The sequence below is a fragment of the Lentzea kristufekii genome, assembly GCF_033949925.1.
Lineage (GTDB): Bacteria > Actinomycetota > Actinomycetes > Mycobacteriales > Pseudonocardiaceae > Lentzea > Lentzea kristufekii.
Genome location: NZ_JAXAVV010000032.1, coordinates 54,176 through 74,925 on the forward strand (window position 1 = coordinate 54,176; position 20,750 = coordinate 74,925).

General features: G+C 68.1%; 23 protein-coding genes. 4 read left to right on the plus strand and 19 right to left on the minus strand.

All coding sequences use genetic code 11. The annotated features are described in order from the left end of the window. Positions 1–17: 17 nt before the first annotated feature. Together SK571_RS40945 and SK571_RS40950 are read right to left on the minus strand one after the other, a co-directional pair. Positions 18–491 (minus strand): SMI1/KNR4 family protein, encoded by a 474-nt coding sequence (locus SK571_RS40945; RefSeq protein WP_319989502.1) that lies wholly within the window; start codon positions 489–491, stop codon positions 18–20. 10 nt (positions 492–501) lie between these two features. Then, complete coding sequence (locus SK571_RS40950; RefSeq protein WP_319989535.1) at positions 502–1,194, minus strand: uracil-DNA glycosylase; 693 nt, start codon at positions 1,192–1,194, stop codon at positions 502–504. Between SK571_RS40950 and SK571_RS40955 the strand changes: the two genes are divergently transcribed. Genes SK571_RS40955 through SK571_RS40965 form a run of 3 tightly spaced genes read left to right on the plus strand, consistent with a single transcriptional unit; the run spans position 1,150 to position 3,592 of the window. Beyond that, complete coding sequence (locus SK571_RS40955) at positions 1,150–2,607, plus strand: S10 family peptidase (protein ID WP_319989503.1); 1,458 nt, start codon at positions 1,150–1,152, stop codon at positions 2,605–2,607. The two genes, SK571_RS40950 and SK571_RS40955, sit on opposite strands and share 45 nt — an antisense overlap. Next, positions 2,604–3,029: a GNAT family N-acetyltransferase gene (locus SK571_RS40960; RefSeq protein WP_319989504.1), complete on the plus strand. Its 426-nt coding sequence runs from the start codon at positions 2,604–2,606 to the stop codon at positions 3,027–3,029. The genes SK571_RS40955 and SK571_RS40960 overlap by 4 nt, the downstream gene beginning before the upstream one ends. Then, a complete protein-coding gene (locus tag SK571_RS40965; RefSeq protein ID WP_319989505.1) occupies positions 3,026–3,592 on the plus strand; it encodes a chloramphenicol phosphotransferase CPT family protein in 567 nt (188 codons plus the stop codon). The genes SK571_RS40960 and SK571_RS40965 overlap by 4 nt, the downstream gene beginning before the upstream one ends. Before the next feature lie 6 nt (positions 3,593–3,598). Here the strand turns inward: SK571_RS40965 and SK571_RS40970 are convergent, their stop codons facing one another. From SK571_RS40970 to SK571_RS41035, 14 genes are all read right to left on the minus strand, one after another. Next, complete coding sequence (locus tag SK571_RS40970) at positions 3,599–4,594, minus strand: ABC transporter ATP-binding protein (RefSeq protein ID WP_319989506.1); 996 nt, start codon at positions 4,592–4,594, stop codon at positions 3,599–3,601. After that, complete coding sequence (locus SK571_RS40975) at positions 4,587–5,573, minus strand: ABC transporter ATP-binding protein (protein WP_319989507.1); 987 nt, start codon at positions 5,571–5,573, stop codon at positions 4,587–4,589. The genes SK571_RS40970 and SK571_RS40975 overlap by 8 nt, the downstream gene beginning before the upstream one ends. Before the next feature lie 9 nt (positions 5,574–5,582). Further along, entirely contained in the window at positions 5,583–6,557 is a 975-nt protein-coding gene (locus SK571_RS40980) for an ABC transporter permease (RefSeq protein WP_319989508.1), read from the minus strand. Then, entirely contained in the window at positions 6,550–7,479 is a 930-nt protein-coding gene (locus SK571_RS40985; protein ID WP_319989509.1) for an ABC transporter permease, read from the minus strand. The genes SK571_RS40980 and SK571_RS40985 overlap by 8 nt, the downstream gene beginning before the upstream one ends. A gap of 120 nt (positions 7,480–7,599) precedes the next feature. Next, positions 7,600–9,177, minus strand: a complete 1,578-nt coding sequence (locus SK571_RS40990) for a peptide ABC transporter substrate-binding protein (protein ID WP_319989510.1) — start codon at positions 9,175–9,177, stop codon at positions 7,600–7,602. Between the two features lie 226 nt (positions 9,178–9,403). Beyond that, entirely contained in the window at positions 9,404–10,345 is a 942-nt protein-coding gene (locus SK571_RS40995; RefSeq protein WP_319989511.1) for a Ppx/GppA phosphatase family protein, read from the minus strand. A 9-nt stretch (positions 10,346–10,354) separates the two neighbouring features. Further along, complete coding sequence (locus SK571_RS41000) at positions 10,355–10,906, minus strand: GNAT family N-acetyltransferase (protein WP_319989512.1); 552 nt, start codon at positions 10,904–10,906, stop codon at positions 10,355–10,357. Next, positions 10,893–11,432 (minus strand): GNAT family N-acetyltransferase, encoded by a 540-nt coding sequence (locus SK571_RS41005; protein ID WP_406602105.1) that lies wholly within the window; start codon positions 11,430–11,432, stop codon positions 10,893–10,895. Before SK571_RS41005 ends, SK571_RS41000 begins: the two co-directional genes overlap by 14 nt. Positions 11,433–11,518: 86 nt before the next feature. Then, positions 11,519–12,796, minus strand: a complete 1,278-nt coding sequence (locus SK571_RS41010) for a lytic transglycosylase domain-containing protein (protein WP_406602106.1) — start codon at positions 12,794–12,796, stop codon at positions 11,519–11,521. 152 nt (positions 12,797–12,948) lie between these two features. Next, positions 12,949–13,452: a DUF501 domain-containing protein gene (locus SK571_RS41015; RefSeq protein ID WP_036016909.1), complete on the minus strand. Its 504-nt coding sequence runs from the start codon at positions 13,450–13,452 to the stop codon at positions 12,949–12,951. Further along, positions 13,428–13,922: an FtsB family cell division protein gene (locus SK571_RS41020; protein ID WP_319989515.1), complete on the minus strand. Its 495-nt coding sequence runs from the start codon at positions 13,920–13,922 to the stop codon at positions 13,428–13,430. Before SK571_RS41020 ends, SK571_RS41015 begins: the two co-directional genes overlap by 25 nt. Positions 13,923–13,935: 13 nt before the next feature. Next, entirely contained in the window at positions 13,936–15,222 is a 1,287-nt protein-coding gene (eno, locus tag SK571_RS41025; RefSeq protein ID WP_030482071.1) for a phosphopyruvate hydratase, read from the minus strand. 149 nt (positions 15,223–15,371) lie between these two features. Beyond that, complete coding sequence (locus SK571_RS41030; protein WP_319989516.1) at positions 15,372–15,779, minus strand: hypothetical protein; 408 nt, start codon at positions 15,777–15,779, stop codon at positions 15,372–15,374. Between the two features lie 197 nt (positions 15,780–15,976). Further along, a complete protein-coding gene (locus SK571_RS41035) occupies positions 15,977–17,203 on the minus strand; it encodes a cytochrome P450 (RefSeq protein ID WP_319989517.1) in 1,227 nt (408 codons plus the stop codon). A 15-nt stretch (positions 17,204–17,218) separates the two neighbouring features. Between SK571_RS41035 and SK571_RS41040 the strand changes: the two genes are divergently transcribed. Then, positions 17,219–17,920, plus strand: a complete 702-nt coding sequence (locus SK571_RS41040) for an alpha/beta fold hydrolase (RefSeq protein WP_319989518.1) — start codon at positions 17,219–17,221, stop codon at positions 17,918–17,920. On the opposite strand, the gene SK571_RS41045 is transcribed toward SK571_RS41040, so the two are convergent. The 3 genes from SK571_RS41045 to SK571_RS41055 form a co-directional block, all read right to left on the minus strand. After that, positions 17,905–18,645, minus strand: coding sequence for an SDR family NAD(P)-dependent oxidoreductase (locus tag SK571_RS41045; protein ID WP_319989519.1), 741 nt, complete (start codon positions 18,643–18,645; stop codon positions 17,905–17,907). The two genes, SK571_RS41040 and SK571_RS41045, sit on opposite strands and share 16 nt — an antisense overlap. A gap of 50 nt (positions 18,646–18,695) precedes the next feature. After that, positions 18,696–20,213: an AfsR/SARP family transcriptional regulator gene (locus tag SK571_RS41050; RefSeq protein ID WP_319989520.1), complete on the minus strand. Its 1,518-nt coding sequence runs from the start codon at positions 20,211–20,213 to the stop codon at positions 18,696–18,698. A 61-nt stretch (positions 20,214–20,274) separates the two neighbouring features. Next, a complete protein-coding gene (locus SK571_RS41055) occupies positions 20,275–20,724 on the minus strand; it encodes an Lrp/AsnC family transcriptional regulator (RefSeq protein ID WP_319989521.1) in 450 nt (149 codons plus the stop codon). Positions 20,725–20,750 lie beyond the last annotated feature (26 nt).

Genomic DNA, 20,750 nt, shown 5'->3' on the forward strand with positions numbered 1-20,750 from the left:
GTGCGGCGCGATCAGAGCTAGTCGAACGACTCGGCGGGCACCAGGCCGTCGAGGAACGTCCGGAGATCGGGGGCCAGCGGGAGCTCCCACTCGTCGTCGGCGTCGAGCCACACGACCGACGGCTCACCGGCCGGACCGCACTCGCGGTAGTCCAGGGCGATCCACCAGTGGCCGTCCCCGGTCAGCAGCACGACAGGTGACGGCAGCCCCCACTCCTCGACCAGGTAGGGCGTGTCCAGCAACGACGTCGTGCGCTCCGCGGTCCCGATGCCCATCAGGCTGTCGAACGGCGCGTGGTCCGGTGCCCACGAGGTCGGCTCGCTCGTCGGGAACGCGGACCGCTCGTCCACGACGCTGCCGCCGTTCTGCACGCGCAGCAGCTCCAGCAACGCGTCCGGCAGCCGCACGCCCAGCAACGCCTCGGCCTCGCGAACTGCCTCGTCGGTGAGCGGGGCCTGCACGCCGCAGGTGCCGTCGGTCCAGAACTCCACGCGGCGCATCCTAGGCAGAGGCCCGTTTCAGCACGTCCTGCAGCATCTCCTGGGTGAGCCTGCCGGTGTACGTGTTGTGCGGCGACACGTGGTAGCACCCGAACACCCGCAGCCCGCCCAGCTCGACCTCCACCCCGTGCCCGAACTTCGGCCGCTCGGGCCCGAGCAACGGCAGGAACGCCTTCCACCCGAACCCGCCGAGCACCACGACGGACCGCAGGTTCGGCATCAACGAGATCTCCTCGCGCAGGAAAGGCGAGCACCTGTCCCGTTCCTCGGCGGTCGGCTTGTTCTCCGGCGGTGCGCACCGCACGGGTGAGGCCATGCGCACGCCGTACAGCTCCATGCCGTCGTCGCGGGCCCACGCGGTGGGCTGCGAGGCGAGGCCCACCTCGTACAACGCCCGGTAGAGGAAGTCACCCGAGGCGTCGCCGGTGAACATCCGTCCCGTCCGGTTGCCGCCGTGCGCGGCGGGTGCGAGGCCCACGATGAGCAGCGAGGCGTCCATCGGACCGAAGCCCGGGACGGGTTTGCCCCAGTAGTCCCAATCCATGAACGCCGCGCGCTTCACCGTCGCCGCTGTCTCGCGCCACGCGACCAGGCGCGGGCACGCTCGGCAGGCCGTAATTCGATCGTCGAGTTCCGTAGTGTTGCTCCCATGTCCGAGGAGAAGACCGAAGAGAAGCCCGCGTCTCCCGCTGATGATCTGGTCACCACCCAGCACAGCATCACCGTCAAGGGCCGCGAGCTGAACTACACCGCCACCACCGGGCGGATCGTGCTCAAGGAAGAAGTGCTCAAGGACGGCGTGTTCGAGGGCCACAAGCCCAAGGCCGAGGTGTTCGTGACCACCTACACGCTCGACGGCGCGGACCCGCTGAAGCGGCCCGTGACGTTCGCGTTCAACGGCGGACCGGGTTCCGCGAGCGTGTGGCTGCACATGGGGCTCCTCGGGCCGCGCAGGGTCCTCAGTGGCGACGTCGGCGACCTCACCGCCCCGCCGTACGGGATCGCGGACAACGAGGAGAGCCTGCTCGCCGAGAGCGACCTCGTGTTCATCGACCCGGTGTCGACCGGGTACTCCCGGGCCGCGGAGGGCGAGAAGCCCGGCAACTACCACGGCTACCAGCCCGACATCGAGTCCATCGCCGAGATCATCCGGCTCTGGACCTCCCGCAACGGCCGCTGGATGTCGCCGAAGTTCCTCTGCGGCGAGTCGTACGGCACGCTCCGCGCGGCCGGTCTCGCCGAGCACCTGCAGAAGAAGTACGGCATGTACCTCAACGGGCTCATGCTGATCTCCTCGGTGCTGGACTTCGCGACGCTGGAGTTCAACGAGGGCCACGACCTCGCCTACACGCTCTTCCTGCCGACGTACGCGGCCATCGCCAACTACCACGGCCTGCACGGCGACCGCCCGCTCAAGGAGGTGCTCGCCGAGGCCGAGGAGTTCGCGGTCCGCGACTACCCCTACGCCCTCGCCCGCGGCAACCGGCTCACCGACGTGGAGCGCGCCGCGACGATCGAGAAGCTCGCCCGGCTCACCGGCCTGTCCGAGGAGTACGTGGACGCGGTCGACCTGCGCATCGAGCACATCCGGTTCTTCACCGAACTGCTCCGCCGCGACCGGAGGACCGTCGGCCGCATCGACGCCCGCTTCACCGGCTGGGACACCGACTACGGCCGCGAGGGCATCTCCGCGGACCCGTCCATCGACGCGATCCTCGGCCCGTACTCGGCGGTGCTCAACCACTACCTGCACGCCGAGCTCGGCTACTCCAGCGACCTGCCGTACGAGGTGCTCGCGAGGGTCATCGAGCAGTGGTCGTACAAGGAGTTCGAGGGCCGCCACGTCACGACGGCGGGCAAGCTCTCGGCGGCGATGCGGGCGAACCCGCACCTCAAGGTCCACGTCGCGTTCGGCTGGTACGACGGCGCCACGCCGTACTTCGCGGCCGAGCACCTCATCGCGCACCTGCAGATCCCGAAGGAGCTCACGGCGAACATCGAGTCGGCCTACTACCCGGCCGGCCACATGATGTACGTCCACGAGCCCAGCAGGATCCAGCAGTCCGAGGACCTGGCGGCGTTCGTGCGGAACTCGTCCAACACGTGATCCTCGACCTGTCCGACGACACCGTCCTGCACGAGCTCTGGACGGTGCAACGACTGGCGTACGCCGTCGAGGCCGAGCTCATCGGCTTCGACGGCATCCCGCCGCTGCACGAGTCGCTCGACGAACTCCGCGCCTGCGACGAGACCTTCCTCGGGCTCTACGACGAGGAAGGTCTCGCGGGCGCGGTGTCCTACCGGCTCGACGGGTCCACTGTGGACATCTGCCGGCTCGTCGTGCACCCGCGGGCACACCGCCGCGGCATCGCGTCGAAGTTGCTCGACGCGCTGCCGGACGGGCCGCAGGTGGTCAGCACGGGCACCAGGAACGAGCCCGCGCTCGCGCTGTACCGCAGGCGGGGGTTCGTGGAGACCGGCACGCGCGAGGTCGCTCCAGGTGTGTCGCTCACCGACCTGAGCCGATGATCATCTTTCTCAACGGGACGTCCAGCTCCGGCAAGTCGAGCATCGCCGAGCAGCTGTTGCGGGTGCTGGACACCCCGTACTTCCACCTCGGCGTCGACGCCTTCGGTGCCATGCGCGCCGTCGAGCGGACGCTGGAGCTCGACGGGCCCGCGCAGGCCGAGGTCCTGCGCCGCACCAGGGCGGGCTTCCACCGGGCCGTGGCGGGAATGGCGCAGGCCGGCAACGACGTCGTGGTCGACCACGTCCTGAGCGAGCCGTGGCGCCTTCAGGACTGCCTGGAGGTGCTCGACGGCCTGGACGTCTTCCTCGTGGGCGTGCACTGCCCTCCAGACGAGCTGGAGAGGCGCGAACGGGCTCGGGGTGACCGGGTGCCCGGGCAGGCCGCCGCGCAGCTGCACAGCGTCCACCAGCACGGGCTTTACGACTTCGAGGTCGACACGAGCGTGAGCAGCCCGCGCGAGTGCGCGCTGGCGATCAAGGAGTTCCTGGGTCAAGCCACGGGAACCAGGGCCTTCGACGAGTTGAGGGGTCGTGCCCGCGGGCACGACCCCTCAACCGGCTGACAGCGATCAGACGACCGCGCGCTCCTCCGCGAAGTGGCACGCGGCGGGGTGACCGTCGTTGCGCACCACGAGCTCGGGAACCTCGGTCGCGCAGATGTCCTGCGCCTTCCAGCACCGCGTGCGGAACCGGCAGCCCGACGGCGGGTCGATCGGCGAAGGCACGTCACCCGTCAGGCGGATGACGTCGCGCCGGCCGCGCTGGGTCGGGTCCGGCACCGGCACGGCGGACAGCAGTGCCTGCGTGTACGGGTGCATCGGACGCTCGTAGATCTCTTCCTCGGTGCCGATCTCCACGATCTTGCCGAGGTACATCACCGCGACGCGGTCCGACAGGTGGCGGACCACCGACAGGTCGTGCGCGATGAAGACGTACGAGAGTCCCATCTCGGACTGCAGGTCGCCCAGCAGGTTCATGACCTGCGCCTGGATCGAGACGTCCAAAGCGGACACCGGCTCGTCGCACACGATCACCTTGGGCTTCAACGCCAAAGCACGCGCGATGCCGATGCGCTGGCGCTGACCGCCGGAGAACTGGTGCGGGTACCGGTTGATGTGCTCCGGGTTGAGACCCACGGTCTCCAGCAGCTCCTGGACCTTGCGCCGCCGGTCGCCCTTGGGCGCGACCTCGGTGTGGATCTCGTAGGGCTCACCGACGATGTCGCCGACCGTCATGCGCGGGTTCAGCGACGTGTACGGGTCCTGCAGCACGATCTGGATGTCGCGGCGCAGCTTGCGCAGCTCCGCGCCCTTCATCGCGAACATGTCGCGGCCCTCGAAGCGCGCCAGGCCCGACGTCGGCGGTTCCAGGCGCATCAGCACCTGGGCCAGCGTGGACTTGCCGCAACCCGATTCGCCCACGACGCCCAGGGTCTCGCCCTTGTTCAGCGAGAACGAGACGCCGTCGACGGCCTTGACGTGGCCCACGGTGCGCTTGAACAGCACGCCGACGCGGACCGGGAAGTGCTTGACGAGGTTCTCGACCTCGAGGATCGGCTCAGCCACGAGCGACCACCTCCTCCGCGATGTGGCACCGGCTGGTGCGGCCCATGCCGAGGTTGTGCACAGCAGGCACCTCGGAGACGCACCGGTCGAACGCGCGCGGGCAGCGCGGGTTGAACGGGCAGCCGGGCGGGATGTTGGTCAGCGACGGCGGCAGGCCCTTGATCGTCTTGAGCTCCTGGCCGCGCAGGTCCACGCGGGGCAGGGACTCGAGCAGCGACTCGGTGTACGGGTGCCCCGGCGCGCGGAACAGCTCGTAGACGTCGGCGTGCTCGACGATGCGGCCCGCGTACATGACCGAGATCCGGTCCGCGACGTCGGCGACGACGCCGAGGTCGTGGGTGATCAGGATCATGCCCATGTCGCGTTCCTTCTGGATCTCCGCCAGCAGGTCCATGATCTGGGCCTGCACGGTGACGTCCAGCGCGGTCGTGGGCTCGTCCGCGATCAGCAGCTCCGGGTCGAGGGCCAGCGACATCGCGATCATCGCGCGCTGCCGCATACCGCCGGAGAACTGGTGCGGGTAATCCGAGACGCGACCCTTGGCGTTCGGGATCTTCACCTGGTCGAGGAGCTCGACCGCCCGCTTGCGGGCGTCCGCTTTGGACATCCCGCGGCGGACCTTGAGCTGCTCCTCGATCTGGAACCCGATCGTGAACACGGGGTTCAGGGCCGAAAGCGCGTCCTGGAAGATCATGGCGATGCCCTCGCCACGAACCTGGCGGCGCTCTTCCGCCGACTGGGTCAGCAGGTCCTCACCGCGGAACTTGATCGAACCGTTGGTGATGAACCCCGGCGGCGTGTCCAGGATGCCCATGATCGTCTGGGCGGTCACGGACTTGCCGGAGCCGGATTCGCCCAGCACGGCAAGGGTTTCGCCCGCCGAGACGTGGTACGAAACTCCGTTGAGCACCTTCGCGACACCGTCGCGGGTGCGGAATTCCACGTGGAGATCCTCGACCTCCAGCAATGGCTGAGTCACAGGATTCCCCTATCGGGACTTGGGGTCGAGGGCGTCGCGCACGGCGTCGCCGAGCATGACGAAGGCCAGCACGGTGATCGTGACGAAGCCCGCGGGGAACAGCAGCATGTGCGGAGCCGACTGGAAGTAGTCGCGCGACTCCGAGATCATCACGCCCCACGACACCACCGGCGGACGCAGGCCGATGCCGAGGAACGCCAGCGTCGCCTCGGCGCCGATGAAGGCACCCAGGGCGATCGTCGCGTACACCAGCACGGGCGCCACGGTGTTCGGCAGCAGGTGCCGGAACACGATCCGCAGCGGGGACGCACCGAGCCCGCGGGCGGCCTTGACGTAGTCCTGCTGCTTCGCCACGAGCGTCGCGGAACGCATGATGCGCATGGCCACCGGCCACGACAGCACGGCGATCGAGAGCACCACCTGCGTGATGATCCGGAAGACGCCGGGGTTCTCCGTCGGCGCGTTGAGCGTCGTCAGGATGACGATCGCACCGAGCACGAACGGGATGCCGGCGAAGATGTCGCTGAACCGCGACAGCACGCTGTCGATCCACGTCTTCGCGTAGCCCGCGATGATGCCGACGGTCGAGCCGATCAGCACGGTCAGCAACGTCGCGAAGATGCCGACGAGCAACGACGCGCGGGCGCCGTGCATCGCACGGGCGTAGACGTCGTAGCCCTGCAGGTCGTAGCCGAACCACGCGTCACCCGAAGGCGGCTGCAGCGACTTGTCGAGATCGGCGGCACGCGGGTCGACCGACGTGAACAGCGTCGGCCAGATCGCCATCAGGACGATGATCGCGATGATCACCAGCGAGATGATGAACGTGGGCTTGGTGCGCAGGTCACCCCACGCGTCGCTCCAGAGCGAGCGTGGCTTCTTCTGCTTCTGCGACGAGTCGTCGACGTGGCTGAGCTGGTCGACACCTGCCGCCGCGGACGCCTCGAGTCCGGCTCCGCCGGACACGGATCCTGGGTCACTCATAGCGAATCCTCGGGTCGAGAACGGCGTACAGGAGGTCGACGATCAGGCTCATCAGCAGGTAGACGAGCACCAGCAGGGTCACGATGCCCGTGACCATGATGCCTTCCTTCTCCTGGATGCCGCGGAAGATCAGACCGCCGATGCCGTTGATGTTGAAGACGCCCTCGGTGACGATCGCGCCGCCCATGAGGCTGCCGAGGTCGGTGCCGAGGAACGTGATCACCGGGATCAGGGAGTTGCGCAGCAGGTGGATGCCGACGACGCGGCTGTGCGGCTGGCCCTTCGCGATGGCCGTGCGCACGTAGTCCGCGCGGCGGTTCTCGACGATGCTCGAGCGGGTCAGCCGGGCCACGTAGGCCATCGAGAGACTGCCGAGCACGAAGCCGGGCAGGATCAGCTCGCCGAACGTCGGATCGGAGCTGACCGAGGTGTCCATCAGGTCGAAGCCCTGCGGGCCGAGGTAGAGCCGCAGCACGAAACCGGTGACGAAGACCGGCAGGGAGATCAGGAACAGGGTCGAGACCAGGACCAGGTTGTCCAGGAAGCCCTGCTTGCGCAGACCGGTGAGGACGCCGGCGACGATGCCGATGACGGCCTCGATGATCAGCGCGATGATGCCCATCTTGAGCGTGATCGGCCACGAGGTGGCGATCTGCTCACCGACGGAGACGCCGTTGAAGGTGGTGCCGAAGTCACCGACGAGCAGGTTGCCCAGGTACTTGAAGTACTGGACGACCAACGGGTCGTTGAGATTGAGCTTTTGGCTCATCTCGGCGATGTAGGCCGGATCACACGGCCGCTGGCCGCACTTGCCCGCGAAGGGGTCCTGCGGAATCGCCCAGACCAGGGCGTAGATCAGAAAAGTGGTCCCCAGGAAGACCGGTATCAGCTGCAGCAGACGGCGCAGCACATAGCGACCCATGAGGTCGGCTCCTTGCGTGGTGGGGGGCGCCCGAGGTCCTGAACACCGCTCCGGCCCCGCGCCCGTAACGCTCGAGGGACGCGGGGCCGGACGGTTGATCAGAACTCAGGTGTTAGGCAATCAGGCCTTGACGCGGAACGACTCCAGAGCGCCCTGACGCTTGAACGACATCTTGGCGGCGAGCAGGTTCTTGGACCGGCCGCCGATGCCCTTCTCGTTCCAGGTCGGCATGGAGGGCAGGTCCTTCGCGATGAGGTCCTCCGCCTGCTGGTAGATCTTGATCGCCTCGTCCTCGTTCGCCGTCTCGTCGGCCTTCTTCAGAAGGGCGTCGACCTCGGGGTTCGAGTAGTTCGAGTCGTTCGAGGAGCCACCGGTGCGGTACAGCGGGTTGAGGAAGTTCTCGATCGACGGGTAGTCGGCCGACCAGTCCGAACGGCTCATGCCGGTCAGCTGCTTGCCGTCGACGATCTGGCGGAACGCACCGAAGTTGGTGGCACCGTTGAACTCGCAGTCAATGCCCAGCGCCTGCTTGATGCTGTTGCACGCCGCCTCGAGCGGCTCCTTGCGGCCACCGTCCTGGTTGGACTGGATGGTCAGCTTCTTGCCGGTGAAGCCCGACTCCTGGAACAGCTGCTTGGCCTTCTCCGGGTTGTACTTGCAGTACTCGCCGCAGGTGTCGGGGCGGTAGCCCTTGATGCCGGGCGAGACGAAGCTGGTGGACGGCACGTACGAGCCGGCCAGCACGGTCTTCGTGATCTGCTCCCGGTTGATGGCCATCGAGACGGCCTGGCGCAGCTTGACGTTCTTGAACTCGGGGAGGTACTGCGGGAACGCGATCGCGCTCTGGCCGAGCAGGTTGGCGTTCACCACGGCGTCACCGAGGTCGGCCTTGTACTTCTCGCCGACCTTGGCCGACGGGGGCAGGGCCTCCATGAAGTCCAGCTTGCCCGCGACCAGGTCCTGGTACGCGGTCTCCTGGGAGGAGTAGATCTTGTAGTCCAAGGTCTTGAAGTGGACCTTGTCCTCGCCCTTGTAGTCGTCGAAGCGCTCCATCTTGATCAGCGCGTTCGGCGTGCGGGAGACGAACTTGAGCGGGCCGTTGCCGATCGGCTTGGCCTCGGCGGCCTTCGGGTCCGCGAAGAACGAGTCGGCCATCGGCGAGAACGGCGTGTAGCCGATCATCGTCGTGAAGACCGAGGTCGGGCCGTTGAGGGTGACCTTGAACTCGTAGTCGCCCACCAGCTCGAGACCGGACATCTTGTCCTTGGCCGGCTTGGCGTTCTCGTCGGCCGGGTGGACGTCCTCGAAGCCCTGGATCGGGGCGAAGAACGATGCCGCCTGCTGAGCGTTCGGCGCGTACGCGGCCCAGTTCCAGGCGTCGACGAAGTTCTTCGCCTTGACCTCGGTGCCGTCGTGGAACTTCCAGCCCTGCTTGAGCTTGATCGTGTAGACCTTCGCGTCACTGGTCGTGATCGAGTCGGCCATCAAGTTGTAGGGCGCGCCGTCTTCGGTCTTGTAACCGACCAGCCGCGAGAACAGCGAGTCGGTGACCTTGCCACCGCCGGCCTCGGTCGTGTTGGCCGGGAACAAGGTGCTCTTGGGCTCGGTGCCGTAGATGGACACCGTGCCGTCCGGGTTGTCCTTGCCATCGGTGGCGTTGGTGCTACCGCCACCGCCGCCGCATGCGCTGAGCGTCATGGCGAGCGCGGTGGGAAGTACCACCCACGCAACCCGTGATCGCGACATCAGTCTCTCCCGCCTTTCCCCGGCGCCGCTCCGCAGATATTGCGTGCGCGCGCCTCCCCGGGAGGTCTCGTCCACCTCCCAAAACGTGAGAGGACGTTAACCGGGGCGTCCAGCAGTACGCGCACTGAAATCGGTCACAAAGTCGTCACGATCACCTCAAGCGCACCTTAATTCGGCGCTAGACCAGCGAAAACGCGATGCCGTCGAGGATGTCGTGCTCGCTGCACACGAGCGTGCGAATTCCCGCGCGATTCTCCAGTTCGTCGGCAATCGCACGCAGTACCACCGCTCCACCGCAGATCACATCCACTCGACCGGGGTGCATGGGTCCCAGCGAGGCACGCTCATCATGCGTCATGGAGAGGATACGGTCGGTGATTTCACGAACATTGTCAAGTGTGATGCGGCTGAGGTGAATATCGTCGCTGTTGTACACCTCCAACCCCTGGACCAGGGCTGACAATGTCGTAACGGTGCCGGCGACGCCGATCCACGTCTTCGTCTTCTCGACTGGAACGACTTCGAATGCTTCTTTGATCGCCGCACGCGCAAACGCTTCCGCCTGTGCGATTTCGTCCTCGGTGGGCGGATCGGACTTGATGAACCGCTCCGTCAGCCGCACGCAGCCGATGTCCATCGACCTCGCGGCCTCCACGTCGGAGCCCGTGCCGAGGACGAACTCGGTGCTGCCACCACCCAGATCGGTGACGAGGAAGGGTCCCTCGTCCGGGTCGAGGTCGGCCACCGCGCCGAGGTAGGACAGCCTCGCCTCCTCGTCCCCGGTGATCACCTCGGCGGGCGCGCCGAGGATCTGCTCGGTCATGCCGAAGAACTCGTCGCGGTTGCTCGCGTCACGCGTCGCACTCGTGGCGACCATCCGTGCGGTCTCGACGCCTTTGCGTTGCATCGTGCGCGCGTAGTCGAGAAGGGCCTGCCGGGTGCGCTCGATGGCGTCTGGGTGCAGCCGCCCGGTCGCGTCCACGCCCTGCCCGAGCCGGACGATCTTCATCTCGCGGTGGACGTCCCGCAGCCACGCCGTGCCGTCGTCGCGCTTGGTCACGTCGGCGATCAGCAACCGGATCGAGTTGGTTCCGCAGTCGATGGCCGCAACGCGCGACATGATCACTCCTCAGTGGTTCCGGTGTTCCCCGGCAAGCATCGCGTACACGAAGCAGTCGGCCCACTCGCCCTTGAAGATCCCGTGGTGCCGCAAGTGCGCCTCCCGGCGCATGCCCAGGCGTTCCATCAGCCGCCACGACGGCTCGTTCCGCACATCGCACTCGGCGACGATCCGGTGCAGGCCGAACTCCTCGAAGCCGATCTTGAGCATCGCCTCGGTGGCTTCGCGCGCGTAGCCCCTGCCCTGGAAGGCCGGGTGGAAGATGTAGCCGACCTCGCCCTGCCGGTGCTCCTCGCTCCGCAGGGTGATGTCGACCTCGCCGATGACTCGACCGTCGAGCGTGACAGCGGTGGTCAGCCACTGGCCCTCTGCGGTGATCTCGCGCAGGGCGATCCACTTCGCCAGGTTCTCCTCGGCCTCCGCGCGGGCGTACGGCTCGCTGAAGAGGTAGCGGTTGACCTCCGGAAGCCCCCGGTAGGCGACGACGTCGTCGAGATCGCCCGGCTGGAAGGGTCGCAGCAGAAGGCGAGCAGTCGTGATCGGGTAGTCAGGCCTGAGCACGCTCGTACTCCTCTTCCAGGAGTGCGTAGACGAACAGGTCGCCCCACTCGCCCTTGAAGATCTCCAGCTCCCGGAAGTGGGCTTCCCGCCTCATGCCCAGCCGTTCCATCAGCCGCCACGACGGAACGTTCCGCGGGTCGCACTCGGCGACGATCCGGTGCAGGCCGAGGCCCTCGAAGCCGAGTTCCAGCATCTTCCGCGCCGCCTCGGTCGCGTAGCCGTGGCCGTGGAACTCGGGGTTGAGGCTGTAGCCGATCTCGCCCTGCCGGTCGGACTCGCTGCGCCACTTGAGGACGGCGCTGCCGATGACCCTGCCCGCTTCCGGCAGGTGCACGGCCAGCGCGAGGCGTTGTCCCTCGGAGGTGAGCTCGTTGTCCTTCACGAGCTCGTCCAGCAGTTCCGCGCACTCCTCGCGGCTGACGGACTCGCCGTAGAGGTAGCGGAAGACGTCCGGGCGCGAGCGGTAGGCGTAGAAGTCGTCGAGGTCGCTCGTCTGGAAGGGGCGCAGGAGCAGGCGACCGGTCATGATCGGGTAGTCGAGACGCACACGCGCACCCTGCCAAGTAACGCGCGCCGTGCCACCCGATTTACGGCTGCTGGTCGCGGCGCGTGCTAGCTGGGCGTGCTCGTCAGCAGGCTCTGCGACGTCGTCTCCACCGAGCTGTTGCCACTGTTGCTCGTCGACGACTGAGTGGTGCCCGTGGACGACTGCTGCTGAGGCGTCGTCGTGGTCGTCGTCGTAGTGGTGGTCGTCGTGGTGGTCGTCGGCGGCGTCGTGGTCGTCGTCGTGCACGTGGACGGCGGCGGCGTCGTCGTGGTCGTCGACGTGGTGGACGAGGTCGTGCCCGTCGTCGTGGTCGGGCAGTTCGCCGGAGGCGTCGTCGTCGTGGTCGTGCTGGTGGTGGTCGTCGTCGGGTCCGTGGTCGGGTTGCCGGTGTTCCCGTTGCCGTTGGTCGGCGGGTTACCGGTGTTCGGGTTGCCCGGCTGCGGGTTCTGCTGGCTGTTGCCGTTGTCCGGCAGCAGCGGCAGCGCGTCGATGTTCTCGCTGTAGAGCTTGGCCCACTTGAGGACGTCCGCCACGTACTTGTCGGACCGGTTGTACCGGTAGATCGCGGCGGCGCGGTCCGTCAGCTTGGTCATGTCGCCGCCGCCGGAGCACAGGTAGCGGCCGGCGCCCAGGGCGGCGTCGTAGATGTTGTTCGGGTTGGAGACGCCGTCGTCGTTCAGGTCGCCGCTGAAGCTCGCCCACGTCGAGGGGATGAACTGCATCGGACCGACCGCGCGGTCCCAGGTCGCGTCGCCGTCGAGGCGGCCGCCGTCGGTGTCGCGGACCGCCAGCACGTCCTGGCCGCCGACCTTCCCGCCCTTGAGGACGGGGCCGAGGATCTTCGGGGTGGCGTCGCCGATGCCGTTCACACGGCCGTAGTTGGCGTGGTTCGACTCGATCTTGCCGATGCCCGCGAGCAGCGACCAGTCGAGGTTGCAGCCTGGGACGAGCTCGCCCATCTTGTCCGCGGCGCGGAGGTAGGCGTCGACCACGACGCCCGGGATGTCGTGCACGCCGGCGATGCTGTCGTCGAGCAGTTCGCCGTCGTCGAGGTCGCCCTCGTCGATGGTGCCGTCCTCGAGGTCGGCGAGCAGTGCGGCGCTCAGTTCCTCGGACAGCGGCAGGCGGCCGGCGGCGCCCAGCTCGGACGGGTCGCGGTGCAGGGCGCCGAAGACGTCGGCGGGCCCTAACGAGACCGCGATGTCATCGTGCTTGGCGAGGTTGACCCAGTCGACGAGCTTGGTGCCGACGATCATCGCGGGGGCGAGCATCGCAGCCAGCGCAGCGACGGCGAAGCCCTTTTGCCTAGGGCTCAACGCCGACGGACCACGCAGTTTGGCCATTGCCACGAATACTCACCTCTCGTGCGTCATCGCGGCTCGCCGTCCTGCAGTTACGGCGAACGCCCCCGTCGTGCCCTGTTCCACCCTGCCCCAACTACGAAGCCTAGGTGTACCCAAGACGGAGTGAAGCGTGTGTTCGGTTCCGTTGACTGTTAACTCGCCGAACATTCACCTGCGGGCCACAGGCCCTGCTCGCCCAAGATTGCCAGTGCTTCGTCGCCCATGGGGTTGACCCCGGGGCCCTTCGCGAGGGCGTGTGCGACGTGCACGTGCAGGCACTTGACGCGGACCGGCATGCCGCCCGCGGTGACCTGGGTGCCCAGCGACTCGATGGCGTCGCGCTCCGCGAGGTACGACTCGTGCGCGCGCTGGTAGGCGGCCGCGAGTTCCGCGTCCGTGGCGAGCCGCTCCTGCTGCTCCTTCATCAGCCCGCCGCCTTCGAGCGTGCTGACCAGGGAGTTCAGCTTCGGGCAGGTCAGGTAGTACAGCGTCGGGAACGGCGTCCCGTCGGGCAGCCGCGGCGCCGTCTGCACGACGTTCGGGTGCCCGCTGGGGCACCGCGAGGCGATCGCACGTGTCCCGCGCGGCGTGCGGCCGAGCTGCTGAGCGACCGTTTCCAGGTCAGCAGCACTTACTTGTGCGTCACCGATTCCCACAGTTCCTCGTACCAGGACCCTTCTGCCGCCTGCTTGCCCGACGGCCTCTCCGTCTCCGTGTTGCGACTCTCGTCACCCGGCAGTTGCACGATGTAGGGCGTCTCGCCGGGCCGCACCCAGTGCAGCCGCTTGCGCGCCTCGATCTCCACGTACGCCGGGTCCTGCAGCTCCGACTTGCGCTTCTCCAGCGCGGCGACCGTCTCGCGCAGCTTCTGCTGCTCGGCGCCCACGTCGCGCAGCTCGTCGCGCTGCGAGAGGTAGGTCCGCAACGGGACCGCGATGCTCAGCGCCAGTGCGCACAGCACCATCGCGAACATCGCGGCCCGCCGCGTACCGGTCATTCCGAACGCGCCACCCGTGCCCTCACTGCGCCGCGACGGCGCCTTGGGACGGGGTGGCTTGCGCGCGCGTGCGGGCCTCGCCTCCCGCTCTTCGCGGGGGCGGCGGGGACGACGCGCGCGCTCGGCCATGCCTTACAGCCTCTCAGCTCTCCGGCGTGTAGCGCGGGAACGCGAGCTCGCCCGCGTAGCGCGCCGCGTCGCCGAGGCTCTCCTCGATGCGCAGGAGCTGGTTGTACTTCGCGGTGCGCTCACCACGGGCCGGGGCACCGGTCTTGATCTGGCCGGCACCGGTCGCGACGGCGAGGTCGGCGATGGTCGTGTCCTCGGTCTCGCCCGAGCGGTGCGACATCATCGACTTGTAGCCGTACGACGTGGCCAGCGAGACCGCGTCGAGCGTCTCGGACAGCGTGCCGATCTGGTTGACCTTCACCAGCAGCGCGTTGGCGGCGCGGCGGGAGATGCCCTCCTCCAGGCGCTCCGGGTTCGTGACGAACAGGTCGTCGCCGACGATCTGGACCTTCTCGCCCAGCTCGGCGGTCATCTGGACCCAGCCGTCCCAGTCGTCCTCGGACAGCGGGTCCTCGATGGACACCATCGGGTAGTCGCGGACCAGCTCGGAGTAGTAGCCGATCATCTGCTCGGCGGACCGCTTGTTCTTCTCGAACGTGTAGGCGCCGTCGGAGAAGAACTCCGTGGCGGCCACGTCGAGCGCGAGCGCGATGTCACGCCCCGCCCGGTAACCGGCCTTCTCGATGGCCTCGAGGATCAGGTCGAGCGCGTCGCGGTTGCTGCCGAGGCTGGGCGCGAAACCGCCCTCGTCGCCCAGACCCGTGGCGAGACCCTTGCTCTTCAGCACGGACTTCAGCGCGTGGTAGACCTCGGTGCCCCAGCGCAGGCCCTCGCGGAACGTCTCCGCGCCGATCGGCGCGATCATGAACTCCTGGATGTCCACCTCGGTGTCGGCGTGCGAGCCACCGTTGAGGATGTTCAGCATCGGCACCGGCAGCACGTGCGCGTTCGGCCCGCCGATGTAGCGGAACAGCTCCAGGCCGGAGCTCGTCGCCGCCGCCTTCGCGACCGCGAGGCTCACGCCGAGGATCGCGTTGGCGCCGAGACGCCCCTTGTCCGGCGTGCCGTCCAGGTCCACGAGCTTCTGGTCCACGATGCGCTGCTCGACGGCCTCGATGCCGACCAGCTCCGGGCCGATCTCGTCGAGCACCGCGGTGACCGCGCGCTCGACGCCCTTGCCCAGGTACCGCTTGGCGTCGCCGTCCCGCAGCTCCACCGCCTCGTGCTCACCGGTCGAAGCACCCGACGGAACAGCCGCACGCTCCAGCGTGCCGTCGTCCAGCGCCACCTCGACCTCGACGGTGGGGTTGCCGCGCGAGTCCAGGATCTCGCGTGCTCCGACCTGTTCGATGACCGCCACTTGCGCTCCCTGTTTCTCCTGCGTCTCGTCTCGCGACGAGCCTACTTGGGCCAGGTGACCGGCCGGGGCTCGACACCGTCAGATCACAGTGGGCCCGTCACGCCTGTCTACTGAATCGTGCCAGACGCTCTACGTGCTGCCTATAGCGCTCAGCCGACCTCGGCCAGAGTCCGCGCCGCGCGCCGCGCCACCTCAGACAGGTGCTGCCTCGCCGTCGGCTCGTCGCCGGACACGACTCGAAGCCCGACGACGAGATCCCCGCGCACGAGGAAGGCCTCACAACCCCACACGGGGGGCGAGATCTCGGCGAAGCTGGAGCAGAACGCGTACGAGCCTTCGACGCCCTCGAGCTCAGGCAGTTCGACGTCGGCCTTGACCTCGCGCTCCGGCTTGCCGATCCCGTCGACCCACGTCCGGCAGGATCGAGCCTTGTCCCGCACCGCGCCCAGGACGTGCTGCGCATCGACACCCACCAGCCCGAACACGATCTGGTTGATGATCACGGGCCCCGCCCACGTCCGGATGCGCGAGGTGGTGACACCGAAGTCGACCTTCACCCCCTGACACACCCGGCTGAGATCGCCGTCGGTGGCGGCGGGCTCGGCGGTGAGCTTCGGCTTGTCCGACTCGAACCGGCGGCGAGAAGGGCACCGTGAGCACCGGGTCGGTCGCGGTTGGCGTGCAGGCCGTCAGCGCGATCGCGCACACGGCAATTGCGAATCTCATCAGTCTCGTTCCCCCAGGAACGCTCAGATCAACGACACGTCCTCACCGGCAGGTGCTTCACGCCGTTCTGGAAGTTCGACCGCAACCGGCTGATCTCCCCGTCGAGCTCCAGCATCCCCGGCAGGTCCAGGACGGCGTCGAACACGGCGCGCATCTGCGTGCGGGCCAGCTGCGCGCCCAGGCAGAAGTGCGGACCGTGCCCGAAGCTCAGGTGGTCGGCCTCCCGCCGCCCCACGTCGAACCGATCCGGCTCGGTGAACACCCGCTCGTCCCGGTTCGCCGAGGAGAACCAGACGACGACCTTGTCCCCCGCCCTGATCTCCTGGCCCGCCAACGAGGTGTCCCGCACGCACGTGCGGCGGAAGTGCATGACGGGCGTCCACCAGCGCAACATCTCTTCCACCGCAACGGGAAGCAGCGAGCGGTCGGCACGCAGGCGCTCGTACTGGTCCGGGTGTTCAAGGAGGGCGATCATGCCGCCGGGGATGCCGTTGCGCAGGGTTTCGTTGCCCGCCACGGAGAACAGCCAGAAGAGGTTCTCGAACTCCTCCAGCGAGATGTCCTCCTGCAGGAGGTTGCTCAGGACGTCTTCAGAGGGGTGATCGCGTTTGTACGAGCCCAGCGCGTGCGCGTAGGCGTAGAGGTCGGGCATGCCGTCGCGGGCGCGTGGGTCCCGGCCGTCGTCGGGGCGGAGCTCCAGCGCGGCGAGGGCCATGTCGGTCATGCCGACGGTGGAGCTGGACGACAGCGCGTAGTCGGGGTCCTGGAAGCCGATCACGCGGTTGCTCCAGTCGTAGAGCAGCGCTCTGTCCTGACGTGGGACGCCGAAGACGTCGGCCAGGGTCAGCAGCGGGAGGTCGGCGACGTCGGCGGCGAAGTCGCCGGACAGGCCGGCGACGATCTCGCGGGCGTTCGCGCGGATGCGGTCTTCCAGCCTGGCCACGGCCCGTGGGGTGAACGCCCTGGTCAGCATCCGTCTGAGCCGCGTGTGCGAGGGCGGGTCCTGGTTGAGCATCATGCGCTGGACGTACTTCAGGTCGTTCGGCAGCGGGTCGCGGATCTGGGTGGCGCCGCGGTGCGAGGAGAAGACGGAAGGTGTCTTCAGCACCGTTCGGACGTCCTCGTGCCGGAAGATCGCCCAGAAGTCGTCGATGCGCACCACGTCCTTCTCACGCAGCCGGGTTAGTGCGTCGTGCGGGACTCCCGAGGTATACGTGTCCGGGTCGACGATGAGGTCGGCATCGGTCCTGGGCATAGAACGGATTCTGACGTGCTTCATGTCGAACGTGGTGGAAGCGGGCCGTCGCTGGTGCTGCTGCACGGGCTGGGCGCTACCGGCGAGGTGTGGCACGACGTCGTGAAGGACTGGTCCGGCAGCTGGCTGGTGCCCGACCTGCCCGGTCACGGGCGGAGCGCGCGGATCGACCGGTACTCGTTCGGCTCGTTCGCGGCCGCTGTGGCCGAGGAGATCCCGCGTGAGCCGGTGACGATCATCGGGCACTCGCTGGGCGGCGTGGTCGGGCTGGCGCTGGCGAGCGGGTGGTTCGGGGTCGAGGTGACCACGTGCGTCGGCGTCGGGATCAAGGTGCGGTGGACCGACGAGGAGCTGCAGAAGGCGGCCGCGCTCGCCGCCAAGCCCGGGAAGGTCTTCGGCACCGAGGAGGAGGCGGTCGAGCGGGCGTCGAAGATGGCGGGTGTGAGGCTGACCCACGGAGTGTCCGAAGTGGACGGTGGATGGACACCGTCGCTGGACATGAGGGCCTTCGGCGTGGGCCGCCCGGTCATGGCCGGGCTGATCATGGCCGCACAGGCCCACGTCGTGCTGGCGGCGGGTGAGAACGACCCGATGAGCCCTCAGGAGCACCTGCGGGAGCTGGTGCCCGAGCCGGTCGTGTTCCCCGGCGCGGGCCACAACGTGCACGTCGAGTCGCCCTCGTCCCTGCACACCGTGCTGGCTCAGCTCGCGACGTAGCCGCCGTCGGCCGTGATCACCGAGCCCGTGATGAAGCTGGCCTTCTCGGAGGCCAGGAACAGCACGGCTTCGGCGATCTCGTCGGGCTGGCCGACGCGCTGGAGGGGGAGGTCCTTCGCGATCGCGTCGAACACCTCACCGGCCTCCGCCAGGGCCTTGTCGGTGGCGACCGGGCCGGGCGCCACGGAGTTCACGCGGACGCCGGCGGGGCCGAACTCGATGGCCCACGAGCGGGTCAGCGCGTCCATCGCGGCCTTGGAGGCGTTGTAGACGGAGCCGACCGGCGTGCCGACCACGGCCGCGATCGACGAGACGTTGACGATCGAGCCCTTGCCCTTGGCGACCATCGCCGGGGCGAGGGCCGCGGTGAGGAAGTAGGTGCCGCGGACGTTGACGTCGAACACCTGCTGGAAGCCGTCGACGGACTGCTCGGGCGTCGGCGAGAACGGGAAGATGCCGGCGTTGTTCACGAGCACGTCGACATCGCCGACCTCCTCGGCCAGCTTGCGGACGTCGTCGACGCTGGCGACGTCCGAGACGATGAAGTGCCCGGTGCCGCCGGCCTGCTCGATCAGCGCGACGGTCTCCTTGCCGAGCTCCGCGCGACGACCGGTGAGGTAGACGGTGGCCCCCGCCTCCGCGAGCTTGACCGCGATGGAGCGGCCGATGCCGGAGGTGGCGCCGGTGACGAGTGCCTTCTTGCCTGCGAGTTCCTTGGTTGACATGTCTCCGAACTTGCCGACGCCGGATCGTCAGGCCATAAATTCCGGATGAATCAGCTGGTCAGCACAGGTGCACGCCACCCGAAGTACATCCGCACGAACCGCGGCAACCGGTACCGGCCGAGCACCAGCGGTTCGATCAGGTGCACGTCGGCGAGCGACTCCAGCGCGTACTCGATCGAGCCGGGGTCGGCGCCGGACATCTCCGCCGCCTCGCACACGTCGATCACGTCCGCGTCGCGGCCCGCGAAGCACCGCAGCAGGTGGCGTTCGTGTTCGGTGAGCTGCTGCTCCGCCTTGATCATCGGTGCCACCACGGCCATGCAGTCGGACGGAATTGCGTCGCCGAGCCGCGTCTTGCGTTCCATCTGGGCCAGCAGCATCCCCAGGGTCCAGCTCGGGCGGCCGGTGAGCTTGCCGCCGAGCACGCGGATGGGGTTCGGCAGGTAGGAGACGCGCGACAGCACCTCGTCCACGACGTCCGCCTCGGCGTTGACCCTGGCGGGGTCCAGGACCTTGCGGAAGAACTGGTTCGCCTCCGCCTCGGTCAGTCCGGCGACCTTCACCCAGGTCACGCTGGGCAGCTCGTTCCACCTGCGCACGCTCGTGAGGATCATGGCCGAGCCGGGCGTGTGGAGCTCCGCGATCTGGGCGGGGTCGTGCACGTCGTCGACGACGATCAGGAACCGCCTGCCGCGCGCTTTTTCCCGCCACAGCGCGGCTTTGTCGCCGAGGGGGTTCTCGACGCCGACCGCGCGCAGCAACTCGTTGGCGACGTCCTTGCCGCGGACGAAGATCTGCCCGTCGGGGTAGCCGTGCTTGGCGAGATGCGCGACGTGGGTGGCCAGCGCGGTCTTGCCGCTGCCGTGCATGCCGGTGATGCCGACGGTGCGCGGGAGGGTCCGCAGCGCCAGCGCGATCTCGTCCGTGCGGCCGGTGAAGTCGGGCAGGCCGGGTGGCAGCTGCTCGGGCCGGCGCGTCAGGTTCAGCTCGCCCCGGAGGATCTGCGCGTGCACCTCACGCAGCTCGGGCCCCGGTTCGAGGCCGAGCTGCTCGTTCAGGAGAGCGCGCGCCTGGTGGAACTGCTCCAACGCATCGGCCTGCCTGCCGTCGCGGTAGAGGGCCTGCATGAGCAGAGCGCGCGTCCGTTCCCTGAGCGGGAAGGCGGCGACGTGCTTCTGCAGTTCGAGCACGTCCATCTCGCGTTCGAGCAGGGCTTCGCGGCACTGCAGCCGCTCGTTGCCGATCCTGACCCGCTGAGCCTCGAAATAGGTGCTGGTCAGGCCTGTGAGCGGCTCGTCACGGCAGTCGTCGAAGATCTCGGCCCGCAGTGTGTAGCCACCGTCCTTGGACTTCAGGTCCAGCTCGGGCAGCAGCTTGCGGATCTTGTACATGTACGTCCGCAGCGCCATGACCGCACTCGGCGTCGGGTCGTCCCAGACCATGCCGATCAGCTGGTCGTTGCTCAGCCGGATGCCGTTGTTCAGCAGCAGAGCCGCCAGCACCGCCCGCTGTTGCCGCGGGCCCAGATCGATCTCCTCGTCGTCGCGCCAGGCTCGTACCGGACCCATCAGTGAGAAGCGCAGGCTCATGCAACGTGACAACGCCCGCGGGCATTCCTCGCTTCCCGTCTCACGGACTGGTCGGCAACGGGCGCGGCCCGATCACCTGCTTCATCACGATCGTCGAGGTCAGCCCGCGCACTCCGGGCAGCTTCGCGAGCGTCTCCTCGTACAGCCGCTGGTACGACGCGAGATCCGCGGTGACCACGCGCAGCAGGTAGTCGGGGCTGCCGAACAACCGTTGCGCCTCCACGACGTTCGGCACGTCGACCAGAGCACGGTCGAAGTCGGCCATGGTGTCCAGGCGCACCTTGGCGAAGACGAGGGCCTCGAAACCGAAGCCGAGCGCCGCCGCGTCCACCACCGCCCGGTAGCCGTGGATGACGCCGTCGCGTTCCAGCTCGCGCAGGCGGCGCTGGCAGCGCGAGATGCTGAGTTGCACGCGCTGCGCCAGGTCGGTGACGGTGATCCGTCCGTCGCGCTGCAATTCAGCAAGAATCTTGCGATCCACGGCGTCCATGAGCAAAGAACGCAAACACCTTGCCC

What these genes read in the sequence shown, in the direction of transcription:
- SK571_RS40955 (WP_319989503.1), top strand. Translation starts at nt 1,150, where the DNA reads ATGTCCGAGGAGAAGACCGAAGAGAAGCCCGCGTCTCCCGCTGATGAT.
- SK571_RS40965 (WP_319989505.1), top strand. Translation starts at nt 3,026, where the DNA reads ATGATCATCTTTCTCAACGGGACGTCCAGCTCCGGCAAGTCGAGCATC.
- SK571_RS40980 (WP_319989508.1), bottom strand. Translation starts at nt 6,557, where the DNA reads ATGAGTGACCCAGGATCCGTGTCCGGCGGAGCCGGACTCGAGGCGTCC.
- SK571_RS40985 (WP_319989509.1), bottom strand. Translation starts at nt 7,479, where the DNA reads ATGGGTCGCTATGTGCTGCGCCGTCTGCTGCAGCTGATACCGGTCTTC.
- SK571_RS40990 (WP_319989510.1), bottom strand. Translation starts at nt 9,177, where the DNA reads ATGACGCTCAGCGCATGCGGCGGCGGTGGCGGTAGCACCAACGCCACC.
- SK571_RS40995 (WP_319989511.1), bottom strand. Translation starts at nt 10,345, where the DNA reads ATGTCGCGCGTTGCGGCCATCGACTGCGGAACCAACTCGATCCGGTTG.
- SK571_RS41005 (WP_406602105.1), bottom strand. Translation starts at nt 11,432, where the DNA reads ATGACCGGTCGCCTGCTCCTGCGCCCCTTCCAGACGAGCGACCTCGAC.
- SK571_RS41010 (WP_406602106.1), bottom strand. Translation starts at nt 12,796, where the DNA reads ATGGCCAAACTGCGTGGTCCGTCGGCGTTGAGCCCTAGGCAAAAGGGC.
- SK571_RS41020 (WP_319989515.1), bottom strand. Translation starts at nt 13,922, where the DNA reads ATGGCCGAGCGCGCGCGTCGTCCCCGCCGCCCCCGCGAAGAGCGGGAG.
- SK571_RS41035 (WP_319989517.1), bottom strand. Translation starts at nt 17,203, where the DNA reads ATGCCCAGGACCGATGCCGACCTCATCGTCGACCCGGACACGTATACC.
- SK571_RS41045 (WP_319989519.1), bottom strand. Translation starts at nt 18,645, where the DNA reads ATGTCAACCAAGGAACTCGCAGGCAAGAAGGCACTCGTCACCGGCGCC.
- SK571_RS41050 (WP_319989520.1), bottom strand. Translation starts at nt 20,213, where the DNA reads ATGGGTCCGGTACGAGCCTGGCGCGACGACGAGGAGATCGATCTGGGC.
- SK571_RS41055 (WP_319989521.1), bottom strand. Translation starts at nt 20,724, where the DNA reads ATGGACGCCGTGGATCGCAAGATTCTTGCTGAATTGCAGCGCGACGGA.